Origin of the sequence: Aliirhizobium cellulosilyticum (assembly GCF_014198105.1) — a bacterium.
GTDB lineage: Bacteria > Pseudomonadota > Alphaproteobacteria > Rhizobiales > Rhizobiaceae > Neorhizobium > Neorhizobium cellulosilyticum.
Genome location: NZ_JACIGW010000001.1, coordinates 1,409,298 through 1,423,241 on the forward strand (window position 1 = coordinate 1,409,298; position 13,944 = coordinate 1,423,241).

Annotated in this window: 14 protein-coding genes; 8 read left to right on the forward strand and 6 right to left on the reverse strand. The window is 58.4% G+C overall.

The features are described from left to right. Nucleotides 1-422 precede the first annotated feature (422 nt). Both GGE33_RS06615 and GGE33_RS06620 read left to right on the forward strand, forming a co-directional pair. On the forward strand, nucleotides 423-794 hold the full coding sequence (locus GGE33_RS06615; RefSeq protein ID WP_148144333.1) for an Hpt domain-containing protein: 372 nt from the start codon (nucleotides 423-425) through the stop codon (nucleotides 792-794). 139 nt (nucleotides 795-933) lie between these two features. Next, a complete protein-coding gene (locus GGE33_RS06620) occupies nucleotides 934-1,254 on the forward strand; it encodes a 2Fe-2S iron-sulfur cluster-binding protein (RefSeq protein WP_148144334.1) in 321 nt (106 codons plus the stop codon). 364 nt (nucleotides 1,255-1,618) lie between these two features. Here the strand turns inward: GGE33_RS06620 and GGE33_RS06625 are convergent, their stop codons facing one another. Further along, the gene (locus GGE33_RS06625; protein WP_183821656.1) at nucleotides 1,619-2,230 is read right to left on the reverse strand and encodes a DUF922 domain-containing Zn-dependent protease; all 612 of its coding nucleotides are present in this window, start codon (nucleotides 2,228-2,230) and stop codon (nucleotides 1,619-1,621) included. A 190-nt stretch (nucleotides 2,231-2,420) separates the two neighbouring features. On the opposite strand from GGE33_RS06625, the gene folP reads away from it, so the two are divergent. The 3 genes from folP to folK are packed head-to-tail and all read left to right on the forward strand — an operon-like array spanning nucleotide 2,421 to nucleotide 4,109. After that, nucleotides 2,421-3,221 carry a dihydropteroate synthase gene (gene folP / locus GGE33_RS06630; RefSeq protein WP_183821657.1) on the forward strand — a complete coding sequence of 267 codons (801 nt, stop codon included), beginning with the start codon at nucleotides 2,421-2,423 and terminating at the stop codon, nucleotides 3,219-3,221. 5 nt (nucleotides 3,222-3,226) lie between these two features. Next, nucleotides 3,227-3,586 (forward strand): dihydroneopterin aldolase, encoded by a 360-nt coding sequence (gene folB, locus GGE33_RS06635; protein ID WP_183822424.1) that lies wholly within the window; start codon nucleotides 3,227-3,229, stop codon nucleotides 3,584-3,586. Beyond that, nucleotides 3,555-4,109 (forward strand): 2-amino-4-hydroxy-6-hydroxymethyldihydropteridine diphosphokinase, encoded by a 555-nt coding sequence (gene folK / locus GGE33_RS06640; protein WP_183821658.1) that lies wholly within the window; start codon nucleotides 3,555-3,557, stop codon nucleotides 4,107-4,109. Before folB ends, folK begins: the two co-directional genes overlap by 32 nt. Nucleotides 4,110-4,202: 93 nt before the next feature. Here folK and GGE33_RS06645 read toward each other — a convergent pair whose 3' ends face one another. From GGE33_RS06645 to GGE33_RS06660, 4 genes are all read right to left on the reverse strand, one after another. Continuing rightward, a complete protein-coding gene (locus GGE33_RS06645; protein ID WP_183821659.1) occupies nucleotides 4,203-4,760 on the reverse strand; it encodes a hypothetical protein in 558 nt (185 codons plus the stop codon). A 117-nt stretch (nucleotides 4,761-4,877) separates the two neighbouring features. Next, nucleotides 4,878-5,951, reverse strand: coding sequence for a YcjF family protein (locus tag GGE33_RS06650; RefSeq protein ID WP_183821660.1), 1,074 nt, complete (start codon nucleotides 5,949-5,951; stop codon nucleotides 4,878-4,880). Further along, complete coding sequence (locus GGE33_RS06655) at nucleotides 5,948-7,417, reverse strand: YcjX family GTP-binding protein (RefSeq protein ID WP_183821661.1); 1,470 nt, start codon at nucleotides 7,415-7,417, stop codon at nucleotides 5,948-5,950. The genes GGE33_RS06650 and GGE33_RS06655 overlap by 4 nt, the downstream gene beginning before the upstream one ends. Before the next feature lie 67 nt (nucleotides 7,418-7,484). Then, on the reverse strand, nucleotides 7,485-7,982 hold the full coding sequence (locus GGE33_RS06660; protein WP_148144341.1) for a SixA phosphatase family protein: 498 nt from the start codon (nucleotides 7,980-7,982) through the stop codon (nucleotides 7,485-7,487). A 256-nt stretch (nucleotides 7,983-8,238) separates the two neighbouring features. On the opposite strand from GGE33_RS06660, the gene dksA reads away from it, so the two are divergent. Further along, complete coding sequence (gene dksA, locus GGE33_RS06665; protein WP_148144342.1) at nucleotides 8,239-8,658, forward strand: RNA polymerase-binding protein DksA; 420 nt, start codon at nucleotides 8,239-8,241, stop codon at nucleotides 8,656-8,658. Nucleotides 8,659-8,741: 83 nt separating this feature from the next. Here dksA and GGE33_RS06670 read toward each other — a convergent pair whose 3' ends face one another. Next, a complete protein-coding gene (locus GGE33_RS06670; protein ID WP_183821662.1) occupies nucleotides 8,742-9,737 on the reverse strand; it encodes a flagellar biosynthetic protein FliO in 996 nt (331 codons plus the stop codon). Nucleotides 9,738-9,988: 251 nt separating this feature from the next. On the opposite strand from GGE33_RS06670, the gene cckA reads away from it, so the two are divergent. Together cckA and recA are read left to right on the forward strand one after the other, a co-directional pair. Beyond that, entirely contained in the window at nucleotides 9,989-12,598 is a 2,610-nt protein-coding gene (gene cckA / locus GGE33_RS06675; RefSeq protein ID WP_183821663.1) for a cell cycle histidine kinase CckA, read from the forward strand. Between the two features lie 237 nt (nucleotides 12,599-12,835). Continuing rightward, nucleotides 12,836-13,924, forward strand: a complete 1,089-nt coding sequence (gene recA / locus GGE33_RS06680) for a recombinase RecA (RefSeq protein WP_183821664.1) — start codon at nucleotides 12,836-12,838, stop codon at nucleotides 13,922-13,924. Nucleotides 13,925-13,944 lie beyond the last annotated feature (20 nt).

Sequence of the window (13,944 nt, forward strand, 5' to 3'; positions counted from 1 at the left end):
ACTTGCTGCCGCCTGCAGATCGATGAGCGGAATACTCATGCCGGAGATCGCCAGCCCTAGAGCTTTGGATCGCCTATTACAAATTCATTCGACGGCCGTTCTTTCAAATGGATGATAATGAAAGCTTACCGACCGTCCCACATCGGTCACTGCAATGTTCCAGTGAGCCATTGAACCGTATTGTAGTGGCACAATCAGCCTTTTCGCACAAACGAAACGCGTCATCATGATACCGGCATCATCGTCTTGTTAACAGGATTTAAACCACGTCTCAGAGTGAAACCCCTGCAATCACGGCACTTTAATGCAAATTAACCATTTGCGAAGATTTGCGCCGCGTTTGTGCCGAAATTTAACGGGATAGCCATGGCTCCGACGGACAATCCGGAGTTGAGATCATTATAAAGCAAGGAACCAAGCAGATGGCAACGGCCGCGCGTATCGCTTTTGAATCTCCCGACAATCACAAGACGGCATGCCCGTCGAAGGATCGTCCGGTTGACCTAGTCCATCTGGCGAAACAGACGATGGGCGATAAGGCGCTAGAGGCCGAAATCCTGCAGATGTTCGCACGACAGGCACGCGCGCTTGTACAGGAAATCGCTAGTGCCGAGGCTGCAACGGTGACCGCGCTTGCGCACCGGCTCAAGGGGTCAGCAAATGCCGTCGGCGCCTTCGGTGTATCGGTTGCAGCCGCACGTCTGGAAGCAGAGCCCGGCGAGGCGGCGGCGTTGGCCTCGCTTTACGCGGCGGTCATAGAGGCTGAAAACTTCATCACCGGCCTCTGCCGCTGACACTACCTTGCATCACGTGGACGCCGGCAGCAAAGCCGGCGTCGTCCGTGAGATTGACTGAACCGGCAGTTTGGTGGCACAGACGGGGTCTACCCAAGGCTTCCAAAGGGCAATGCCCGAAAACCCGGATCTTCCAAAAATGACGAAATTGACCATCGTAGCCTTCGACGGCACACGCTTCGAGATCGACGCGGACAACGGTTCGACGGTGATGGAGAATGCTGTACGCAATTCTGTTCCCGGCATCGATGCGGAATGCGGCGGCGCCTGCGCCTGCGCCACCTGTCATGTCTATGTCGACGAGGAATGGACGGAAAAGGTTGGCGCGCCAGCGCCGATGGAAGAAGACATGCTGGACTTTGCCTTCGATGTTCGCCCGACTTCACGTCTTTCCTGTCAGATCAAGATGAAGGCTGATTTCGACGGCCTCATCGTCAATATTCCTGAGCGTCAGGCCTGAAAAAAGACAGTTTGCGGCGCCAAAAAATAGCCTCGCTCCACAGAGTCGAGCGAGGCGAGGTGGGCGCAAGGCCGGCAGGCGAGGGAGGTGACACCTGCGGCTCGGTTACGCGCCAGGGAACACGGAAAACTGAAACAACACGAAAATGGACGCTGACCGACGACCTTGCTCTCGGATTGAGTTGAAGTAGGCCATGCTTCATGCAGCGAATAATGTTGGATGCTTGTCCGATACATATATAGGTAATTGCTGCCTAATATACAGGAATGGCTTTCACCAAGCCACCGCAATAAATTACCCTTTATTCACCAGTGTCTCCGCAAGCCTGGCGCAAGGCCGGGTAACGGCTCGTTTATGATCGTATCTATCGCTGACGCTGGTCGATGCGGTATTGCAGAAGCCTCGTCATGCGAGCGTCGAAATTTTTGGCTTCGACGCGGTCGAAAAGGGCTTGCTGCTTGTCGTGTTCGGCAAGCACGCGCCGCGTGGTTTCCGTGACGAGAGCCTCAACACCGTCGCAGGTTTTGCGGGCAGGCAGGGCAAGCAGCTCATTCTGCAGCATGCGGGCATAATTTCGGGCGATTTCTGCGTGCCGTTCTTCGTGCCGCTTGATATCTGCCGACAGGGTCGCCCAGATGAAGCGCAGATCTTTCTCGGCCTTACCGCCATTATTCCATCGCGGCAGGATGATGTGGGTCCGCAGCGTCACCTTGGCGCCGCCGACGGAGCAGCGGCCGCCGCGCTCCACATAGGTCACCTCTCCGCCGAACTTGATCTCGGTCGCGCCGGGATGCCGGTGTCCGCTGGTCCTGGTGACCGGGCCATGGCGCTCCAGTTCCTTGTCGAGGTCCTCGGCGGTACGGCCGCCGATGCGGAAATAGGAATAGGATTTTGAGATGACAGGTTCCGCCCGCGCCGGGATAGAGATCACGCAGAGGAGGAAGGCTGCACCGAAAAGCCGGTGGACTCTGCGCATCAAAAACATTCTCTGGCCTGGTACGTTGAAGTTGAAACGAGCTTGGGGCATAGCCAACGCAAGTGCAACACGAAGGCATGAAAATTTGCGTTACTTTCAAAAAGATGGATCACCTGTGACATCGTCGTGCAACAACGTCTGGCGTCTTGCCCATGGACGCAGTCTTGCGCTTGATGCAGGCGGTCACATCATGGCGATCTTGAATGTGACGCCCGACAGTTTTTCCGATGGCGGTTGTTACATCGATGTCGAAAGTGCTGTGAGGCATGGGCTTTCGTGTATCTCCGACGGTGCGTCCATCCTTGACGTCGGTGGTGAATCCACGCGGCCGGGCGCCGCAATGGTGACAGCTGCCGAGGAGCAGGATCGCATCCTGCCGGTCATCGAAAGGCTGGCGCGGGAAACGGATACGTTGATTTCCGTAGACACATACCGCGCCGAGACCGCAAGGCTCGCCATTTCTGCCGGCGCCCATATCGTCAACGATGTTTACGGTTTGCGGCACGATCGCCAGATGGCCGATGTCGTTTCCGAAAGCGGAGCCGGGCTCTGCATCATGTATACCGCACGTGGGCGTGACGACCTTCTTGAAGACATTATCGAAGACGAGGTGATGTTTTTCGGCCAATCACTGGATAGGGCGAAGGTTTCTGGCATTGCAGACGATGCAATCGTGCTCGATCCCGGGTTCGGTTTCGTTCAGAAGCGAGAACAGGACAATGAATTGATGGCGCGCAGCGGTGAGCTCCACTCGCTCGGTTTTCCGTTGCTTGTCGGGACATCGAGAAAACGTTTCGTCGGCGCGATAACCTCGCGTGACGCGGCGACGGAGCGAGATTTCGCCACCGCTGCAACAACCGCAATGCTGCGGCTGGCCGGTGCGTCGATCTTCAGGGTTCATAATGTGGCGGCAAATCTGGATGCGTTGCGCATGGCTGACGCAGTTCTGGAGGCGCGACGGTCAACTCGACAGGCAGGAGACGCACACTGATGACGATCTTTCAGGTCACGCTCAAGAACTGTGCCTTTTACGCGCATCATGGGGTTTTCGAGCAGGAAAAGGCGCTTGGTCAGCGCTTTTTCGTCGACGTCGTCATGGATGTCGAGGCGGGGGATGCCCTCGTGTCCGATGATATCGAGCAGACCGTTCACTACGGGCTGGCCTATGAACTGGTCGAAAACATCGTGACGGGTAGCCGTCGTAACCTGATCGAAACACTTGCCAATGACGTGGCTCTCGGCCTCGTCGCATGGTCGCCGATGATCCGCCGGGTCGAGGTGGCGATCAGAAAGCCGAGCGCACCGATCGCCGGCATTCTGGATTATGTGGAGGTGCGTGTTGAGCATCGGAATTGATCGTCCTTGGGAAACCGCTGCACTCGGACTTGGCGGCAATATCGGCGATCCGGCCGCTGCCATGGCGCACGCGTTGCAGGCGCTTGATGCGCGAAAAGATTGTCGGGTTCTGGCTGTTTCGCGGCTTTACCTTACCCCGCCATGGGGCAATACGAACCAGGCCGATTTCTTCAATTGCTGCGCGCTGATCGACACCGAGCTTGAGCCGGAGGAACTGCTTGATCTCTGTCTTGCCCTTGAGCGAGAAAGCAAGCGCGTGAGGGCGGAGCGTTGGGGGCCGAGAACGCTGGACATCGATATATTGACTTATGGCGACCGCGTTGAGAAGACGCCGGCGCTGGAATTACCGCATCCGCGCATGACGGAACGCGCCTTTGTGATGTTGCCGCTTGCAGACCTCGCGCCGCATATGATCATCAATGGACGCAAGGCAGAAAGCTGGGCGGGGAGCCTGAATTCGACCGGGATCAGCATAGCAAAACCTGACGGCCTCTGGTGGCGGCAGATTTCCACGGTTGAATAAACATTTTTGCCTGAAAACGAAAATACGTTTTCAGGCAACGATATACTTAGCAAAATTAATGCAGAATATTGGCTTGGATGCCTGAGGTCTTGATTATTCCTTGATCGCGCCTACGGCGATCGAATCGACATCACGATCAAGCGACAGGCCGATCACGGGTACCATCTGGTCTTCTACCTTCACCGAAATGGTGATGTTCATCTTGTTGTCACCACGCAGGCTTGCAACCATTGCGCCGTTGAGTTTGGCGCGGTTGATGCCCATCACGACCTTGTCGCCGTTGACCGAGCCGGAAACGATATCCAGGCCTTTGCCTTCGGCGCCATCAAGGAATTTGCCTGTATAACCACGTCCGCTCTGGGTGATGACCGCAGTCATTGGCTGCTGAAATACACCGACCCGGCAGGTGCCGTCGAGCTTGATGCCTGTGTCGCCTTCGGGAGATGGCGATCCCGTGAGGCTGCAGTTGAACTTTGTGCCCTTGTACTTGCCGGCAACGATTTCGCCCGGTCCCTTCCATGCGCCTGCAACGGACTGGAAAAAGACCTGATCCCTGGAGGCCGCTTCTGCCTGCGGGGCAAATGCCGGGACCGCGGTGACCAAAGTCAAAGCGGCAAGCCCGCCGAAAAGCGAAAAGAAGCGCGAATACATGAGGCTTTCCCCTTGGGACGTTCCGCTGTCAGCGGCAATGTTTAGTGGGGCTGAAATTAAGCGAGAATGGTTAACGCTTCGTATCTTTCGGTGTCCGCAGGGCGTCCCGGAAGGGGGCTAATCTTTCTCGTCGGTGCGACCCGCCGCAACGATATCGGACATGAAATCGCCGATCCCCGGCCGGGGCAAGGCACGGAACGGCAGCGGTCTGCACAGGTCCATGGCGGCGATCCCGATACGAGCTGTGAGCAGCCCGTTGATGACGCCTTCACCAAGCCGCCGCGACAATCGCGAGGCAAGTCCGTGACCGAGAACCTGCTGGGCCAGACCGTCGCCGACGGCGATGGAGCCTGTGACTGCCAGATGCGCGATGACATCGCGGATCAGCCGCAAAAGCCCAAATTTTCCGGGCCTTGCGCCATAAAGTTCCGCCATGGCGCGGACAAGGCGGGTGACCTCGAACAGCACATAGGCAAGGTCGACGATCGCGCGAGGGCTGATGGCGGTAACGACCGCGACTCGTTTCGAGGAGTTCAGGATGAGGCCGCGGGCTTTACGGTCGAGCGGCGTCAGCAATTCGCGCTCGGCCAGATCGAGAAGGTGCGGGCCGTCGATAATATCGTCCTTGGTGCCTTCGAGAACACTACGTCCCTTAGCCGTCTCTGCCCGATGGCTGAGGAGAGATGTCAGGCGTTCCACCACCTTGCGCGCAGGATGGGCCGGCACGGACGCTGCCGCCTCTTCCGCTTCGGTCTTCAGGCTCTGCACGGCGGCGAGCCGGGCTATCCCCATGATCTCGCGCCCGACAACGACCAGCAATCCGAAAAGTGTCAGCGCCAGCGCCGTGATCGCAGCATAACCGAGCCAATCTGCGCGCGCGAAAAGATCGCGAACGATCTGATCCGCCCAGAGCCCGAAGGCGAGCGACAGGAATGTGCCGAGTGCCGCCGTAGCCAATCCGACAAACGAGAAACCTCTGCGCGGGCGTGGTTCCGCAACCGGAAGGCTTGCTGCATCGAGATCCGCACCGGAAAACGGATCGTCTTCGTCCGGCACCACGGTAACGGGCTGGTTGAAACTTTTGGGACGGCGCACGGAGGAAGGCGTTTCGGTCTCCCGTGAGGCATCATCCTCCACCTGAAATGCAGCCGGACGGCGTCGGGACGGATCGTTGGTGTAGGGCGGTCTCATGCGAGGCGGTCTCCGAGCAGGAACTGCAGGGCACGGTCGAGCCGGATATGCGGCACTGCGAGATTGAGGCTGCCCGGACGCCCCTCCAGCGCTGGAGGCCGGAAACGGACAAAGTTGATGTCCGGCAGATCAGGGCTGTCGCTATCAAGCGTGTTAAACATATGAGTCGGATCTGCCGGCAGGTCGCCGGGAAAAATCGCCGTCGTCTTCGTGCCGTCAAATCGCTCGCCATTGATCGTTTCGCCCGCCATCGGCGTGCCGACGATCACCGGAAGCATGTGATTGCCTTCCTTGATACTGGCTTCGCGTGTGGCGCGCACCGAGGCAATCGCCATAACCTCGAAACCGGCACCCGACAAACCGATGCGCTGAATGGCGCGGTCCACCAGGCGACCGGTCAGCCGCTCAAGCCGGTCATGGCTCTCGTGGTGCAAATGGTCTGCCTTGGTGGCAGCGATCAGAACCTTGTCGATCCGGCGTGTGACGAACGATGAGAAGAAGCTGTTATGTCCCGGGCGGAAACAGCCGAGAACATCGCCAAGCGCCCGTTCGAGATCCTCAAGCGCTTCCGGACCGCGATTGATCGCCTGAAGCGCATCGACGAGCACGATCTGCCGGTCTAGCCGCGCAAAGTGATGCCGGAAGAAAGGTTTCACGACCACGGTCTTGTAAGCCTCGAAGCGGCGCTCCATCATTGCCCGCAATGAACCCTTTATCGCAGATGTCTCGGCAATGCCGGGCAACGGCGCGAATGTCAGCGCCGGCGAGCCTTCGAGATCTCCGGGCATCAGGAAACGCCCCGGAGGCAGCGTCGATAGCGACCGCTCGTCGGACTTGCAGGCTTTGAGATAGGCGGAAAACACCTCAAAAAGACGCCGAGCCTTCATTTCGTCGGCTGGCGCGTCCATATCGATCGTGGTTGCAAGCTGCATCCAGTCTTGGGCGAGTTCCTTGCGGATGCCCGTCTGCGCCAGCTCCGCAGTGGTATTGCTGAATTCGCGATAATCCTGCGCAAGAAGTGGCAGATCGAGGAGCCACTCGCCCGGATAATCGACGATATCGAGGGAAAGCCTGCCGGGCGAAAACAGGCGGTTCCAGCCGCTGGCGCTCTGATAGTCGATTGTCAGCCGTAATTCGGAAATGGCGCGCGTCGAATCAGGCCATATGCGATCGCGAACGAGCGCCTGGATGTGATCTTCGTATTGAAACCGCGGAATGGCGTCGTCCGGCTGCTCTTCGAGCCGGATACCCGAAACCCGGCCGGAGCGAACCGCTTCGAACAGTGGCAAACGACCCCCATTCAGCAAATTCTGCACGATCGACGAAATCAGCACCGTCTTGCCGGCGCGGGAAAGGCCGGTCACGCCGAGTCGTATCGTCGGGTTGACGAGCCCCGACGCGCGGTCGGCGATGTTGTCGAGGGCAATTCGAGCGTCGTCGGTAAAACTGGTCAGCGAAGGCGCCAAGGCGGGATCCCGAAAAAGTGTTTTCCCCTATATAGGCGTGGGATGCCGGCCCGCAATGTCGACCGGATCAGATGCTGAGCAGGTTGGTCAGCGTCCAACCGCCGGAATCTGCCTGCGCGCCATAGTCGAGCACGGCAAGTCCCGCCGTCGGATATCCTCCCGGCATGGCGGCCCGCCGCTCTGCCTTGCCTATCAGTCCTTCCAGCAACAGGTCTATGCTCGGGTTGTGCCCGATCAGCATGACGGATCGGGCAGGGCGCTGCCCGGCAATTATCGTCGCATAAAGATCCGGCGTGCCGTTATAGAGTTCGTCGACGAACGTGATCTCCAGCGTTTCCCGAACCGCCCTGCGCACGATTTCCGCAGTCTGCCGGCAGCGCTCTGCCGTCGAGCTGATAAGGCGATCCGGCACATATCCGAGGTCTGCCGCGCGATCGGCCACCATCTCAGCCTGTGCATAACCGCGTTCGTCGAGCACACGGTCGAAATCCCGTCCGCCCGGCACTGCCGAGGCCGCCTGAGCATGGCGCATCAGATAAATACGGAATGGTTCAGGTTCGATCATCTTCGGCTCGCCAAAATGAAACGCTGAGTAAAAGGCGTAACGTTGCTTTGGTCGATTGGTCAACCGGATCATGTGCCGCCGGTTGAGGTGTTTTGAAGCCGGCTACCCATGCGATTATGGGAAAAGCATAAAAATTAGTCACTTAGCCGAATTTTGTGACAAATTTAAAACTGCTGCAAATCTGGGCGAAAGGCTTGAATGAGGACTGGTTAATGGAGTATAGGGGCCTCATGAGATGTTCTTCAGGAGAATCGCGTTGAGTGAGAAGATCGATCTTAGTAACTATGTGCTCTCGGAAAACGAAGAGTTCATGAATGCAAATCAGAAGGCATACTTCAGGGCCAAACTGATCGCATGGAAGAATGACATCCTCAGAGAGGCGCGAGAAACGCTCGGGCACTTGGCTGAGGAGAGTGCAAACCATCCGGACCTCGCAGACCGCGCTTCATCGGAAACGGACCGTGCAATCGAATTGCGCGCTCGTGACCGGCAGCGCAAGCTTATATCCAAGATCGATGCCGCCATGCAGCGTATCGATGATGGGACTTATGGCTATTGCGAAGAAACCGGCGAACCGATCGGCCTGAAGCGACTGGACGCCCGTCCCATCGCAACGTTGTCGATCGAGGCGCAGGAGCGTCACGAGCGACGTGAAAAGGTCTATCGCGACGAATAATGTTCGCCGGGTCAGTATAGAAAACAAAAAAGGCACGTTTTGACGTGCCTTTTTTGTTTGCATCTTACTGTTCGTGAGCGCCGTTACTTTTCGCGGCTGGCGGACATTTCACCGAATATGCGGGCAACCTCGCTTTGCAGCGACGGCTCGTCCCGCGAGACGTTGCCGGGCGCAGCGACGACCGGCACGGCGATGGCCGAGCCTGCTGGCTGCGACGGGCGATTTGACCGATTGGCGAGGGATGGTTCGCGGGCAGCCATGTTCTGCGCCATTTCCTCTTCAAGAATTTTCTCGAAATCGCTTCCGAGGCCTGTGGGCTTCGCAACAGCAGCCGGGGCGGGCTGAGATATCGCCTGTACTGCAGGTGCCGAAGCGGATGCTGGCGGATTGCGATCGACAAATACGCGCTCGCGCTGACTGTCAAGAAAACGGGCGGCATCGTCGAGCGACGGCTGCGCGGACGCCTTTGGTTCCACGCGCGGCTCAGAAGGCAAATTGTCAATGCGAGCCGGATTGACGGTTGGAGTTGCCGCAACTGGCTCCAGGCGCTGCGCCGGAATGGTGTTTGCCGCGACAGTGGCGGCAGGTTGCGGCGGTGATACTGCGCCTCGGTTTTCTCGCGAGTGAATATTGGTGTCACGCGCGTTGATCATTTCCACCCTTTGAGCGGAGGCCGGGACCGGTCGTCTTGCCGGCTCGGCTGCGGATGGTCTTGCGGTGGCGGACACAGGGATGGCTGACCGTGGAGCAGGCTGCACTTCCTGTTCCGAAGGTTCGGCGCTTTGGCTTGAACTGACAATCCGGCTTTCGATGACCACGTCGGTCGGTCCACCGATCATGATCAGATGTTCGACATCGTCACGTCTGACAAGAACCAGCCGACGTCGCGCATCGACGGCGGCTGCGTCGAGCACCTGCAATCGCGGTTGACGGTTGCGCCCGCCACGCACGAAAGGCGATGGCCCCCGGCGTCCGCGCACTATCCACAGAATTCCGACGAGGCAGACAAGGGCCAAACCTACGCCAATGACCGCCACGAGGAGGTTGCGACCGTATTCGCCCCACAGTTCTGCGACCATTTATGTAACTCCTTATGCGATCTATGCTTCTGACACAGACGATTTTTTGCCCCGCGAGGCAAGTGTCGGGCCTGCCCGTCAACGCTAAAATGTGTCTCATTCGCATCTCACATAGGGCAGGGTGCTGCGCTGTCCCGCCTTTTGTGGCTTTCAGGAGCTTTTTGCTTCATCTTCAAATTGCTAAGAGAGAATCGCAAGCGCCACGGGGTGCATTTGTGACGCCGGTGCATGCATCGGAGCAAGAGGTATCGATGACCAGTTCGCCGAAAGCCGGCAACGACGAAGCGCCATTGGTTGATCGCGGCAGCCGCGGTGGTACGGCTGTCAGGATCGTGCTTCTGGCGATGGTGCTTCTGGGAGTCGCCATCGCGTTTATCGTGTTTCAGCGGGCGCTGGATAACGAGGTCGTTCTCGGCATTCTGGGCATCCTGGCGATGGTGGGAATCTTCTTCATCGTTTCGTCACTGATCGGCCTTGTCGAGGTCATGCCGCAGTCGCGCTCCGATGAACTGGCCCGCAGCTTTCTGGCCAGTCATCCCGATGGAATTGTCGTGACCGATGCCAAGGGGCGGATTGTTTATGCCAACGCCGCCTATGGGCGGATGACTGGTGCTTCGGGCAGCCACAACGTCCAATCGCTGGAAACCCTGCTGTCGAAAACGCGCGAATCGACCGAAGCTCTTTATCGCCTGACGGCCGCCCTTCGCGAAGGGCGGGAGGGACACGAGGAATTTCGCTTGTTGCAGCCGCTCGGCCGGCTGACTGGCAACGGTTCGGATGCGCACTGGTATCGCCTCAAGGCCCGTCTGCTCGGCACGGGCGGTCGTAACGCGCTCGACATATGGGAAATAACCGACATCACCTCGGAGCGGGACGATCAGGAGCGCTTCTTCCGCGAATTGCAGAATGCGATCGACTATCTCGATCACGCGCCTGTAGGGTTCTTCTCTGCCGGCAGGAAGGGCGAGATCTTCTATCTGAACGCGACGCTTGCCGAGTGGCTTGGGCTGGACCTGACCAAGTTCACGCCGCAATCCATGAGGATTTCGGATCTGGTTGCAGGTGAGGGTATGGCTCTCATCCAATCCGTGCAGGCAGCGCCCGGGCTGAAGCGCACGGAAACACTGGAACTCGACCTTCGCCGCGCAAACGGTCAGAGTCTTCCGGCGAAACTGGTTCACAATGTCAGCGCCATGCGCGATGGAGCGCCGGGCGAAAGCCGCACTGTCGTTCTGATGCGGGCGAAAGGCACGGAAACCGACCAGTCCGCCTCCGCCATGCGATTTACCCGGTTTTTCAACAACACGCCGATGGCGATCGCCTCGGTGGACGGGAATGGCAAGATACTGCGCATCAATGCGCCGTTCCTGAGGCTTTTCGCCGGCGTCGTGTCTCGCGACGACGTTGATGCCGGTGCCGCAGAACTGGAGCGCATCGTCCACGAGAGCGCCCGGGAAACATTGATGGAGGCGCTTGCCGCTGCCAAGGACAGGCAGGGCGATATCTTGCCGCTCGAATCGCGGCATCCGGGTGACGAAAACCGCTATGTGCGCTTTTACGTCAATGCGGTGATCGACGAAAGCGACGAGGCACCCGAGGAAGTGGCGATCGTCTATGCTGTCGAGACGACCGAGCAGAAGGCGCTCGAAACACAGATGGCGCAGACACAGAAGCTGAATGCGGTCGGCACGCTGGCGGGTGGTATCGCGCACGATTTCAACAATGTGCTGACGGCGATCCTGCTGTCTTCCGATCACCTCCTGTTGCAGGCGCGGCCTTCCGATGCCAGCTTTGCCGATCTGATGGAGATCAAGCGCAACGCCAACAGGGCGGCCGTGCTGGTGCGCCAGCTGCTGGCCTTCTCGCGCAAGCAGACGATGCGCCCGGCTGTGCTCAACCTGACCGATGTGGTGGGCGACCTGCGCATGCTGGTCGATCGCCTGATTTCCGGCACCAATGTCAAACTGGAGGTCGACTATGGTCGGGATCTCTGGCCGGTGCGCACGGACCTCTCGCAGTTCGAGCAGGTACTGATCAATCTCTGCGTCAACGCGCGCGATGCGATGCCCAGCGGCGGCACCATTCTGATCAAAACTCGCAACGTGACGGCCAGCGATGCCGCAAGCTTCCAGCAGGCTGATCTGCCGTCCGAAGATTTCGTCATGATCGAGGTCTCCGACAGCGGCACGGGTATTGCGCCGGAAATCATGGACAAGATCTTCGAACCGTTCTTCACCACCAAGGAAGTGGGCAAGGGAACAGGCCTCGGCCTGGCGATGGTCTATGGCATCGTCAAGCAGTCCGGCGGCTATATCTATCCGGAATCGGAGATGGGCAAAGGAACGAGCTTCCGTATGTTCCTGCCACGCCATATCCCTGAAGTTCAGCAGGTCTCTCATGCGCCGGCCGCTATCGCAGGGGTGACTGATAATGTTGTGAAGGCCGAGACGACCGCAGCAGCCACCGCCGAGCATGTGGATTTGACGGGAAAATCTGCCGTCGTTCTTCTTGTAGAAGATGAGGAAGCAGTCCGTCGCGGCGGCAAGCGCATGCTGGAGACACGTGGCTACACTGTCCACGAGGCCGGCTCAGGCACTGAAGCGCTCGACATCATGGAAGAGCTTGAAGGCAAGGTGGATATCGTGGTGTCCGACGTCGTGATGCCCGAGATGGACGGCCCGACGCTGCTCGGCGAATTGCGCAAGACCTATCCCGACCTGAAGTTCATCTTCGTATCTGGATATGCGGAAGACGCCTTTGCCCGCAACCTGCCAGCGGATGCGAAATTCGGCTTTCTGCCGAAGCCGTTTTCGCTCAAGCAACTGGCTGTCGCCGTGCGCGAGATGCTTGATTCGGAATAGTGCCCAACGGTCTTTCCGAGAGCGGATCGACCTTGGTATCCGGTTGCCGAAGCTGTTGATTCCAATCGATATTTCCACAGCCGGAGGATGGCGTGAACATTAATGGAACAAAGGTGAAATAATGTTTTTGTTGCAGGCACTTGGGCGGGGCTTGCAAAATGAGAACAAAATGAGTACGAATATCCCATCGGCTGCTTCATTGCTTGCGCGGCGGCAATAACCTAAAGGTGGGATCTCATGGCACAGAACACATTGCGGCTCGTAGAGGAAAAAGGCGTGGACAAGAGTAAGGCGCTCGAAGCAGCACTCTCGCAGATTGAACGATCCTTCGGCAAAGGCTCGATCATGAAGCTCGGTTCGAACGAAAATATCGTCGAGATCGAGACGGTTTCTACCGGCTCTCTCAGCCTCGATATTGCGCTCGGCATTGGCGGCCTCCCCAAGGGCCGTATCATCGAAATTTACGGCCCGGAAAGTTCGGGTAAGACGACACTCGCGCTGCAGACGATTGCAGAAGCCCAGAAGAAGGGCGGCATCTGCGCCTTCGTCGATGCTGAACACGCGCTTGATCCGGTCTATGCCCGCAAGCTCGGTGTCGACCTGCAGAACCTCCTGATTTCGCAGCCGGATACCGGTGAGCAGGCTTTGGAAATCACCGACACACTGGTTCGTTCCGGCGCTGTCGATGTTCTGGTCGTTGACTCGGTTGCGGCGCTGACGCCGCGCGCCGAAATCGAAGGCGAGATGGGGGACAGCCTGCCGGGTCTTCAGGCTCGTCTGATGAGCCAGGCGCTGCGCAAGCTGACCGCGTCGATCTCCAAGTCGAACACGATGGTGATCTTCATCAACCAGATCCGTATGAAGATCGGCGTGATGTTTGGTTCGCCGGAAACGACGACCGGCGGTAACGCCCTGAAATTCTACGCCTCTGTTCGTCTCGATATCCGTCGTATCGGCCAGGTGAAGGAGCGCGAGGAAGTCGTGGGCAACCAGACCCGCGTCAAGGTCGTCAAGAACAAGATGGCGCCTCCCTTCAAGCAGGTCGAGTTCGACATTATGTATGGCGAAGGTGTTTCGAAGACCGGCGAACTTGTCGATCTTGGAGTCAAGGCCGGTATTGTCGAGAAGTCGGGCGCCTGGTTCTCCTATAACAGCCAGCGTCTCGGCCAGGGGCGCGAAAACGCCAAAACCTTCCTGCGCGAAAATCCGGAACTTGCGCGCGAGATCGAAACTTCGCTGCGCCAGAATGCCGGCCTGATCGCAGATCGTTTCCTGCAGAACGGTGGTCCGGACGCCAATGACGGTGACGGATCCGCCGATGACTGATTTGATTGGGTGAGGGGCAT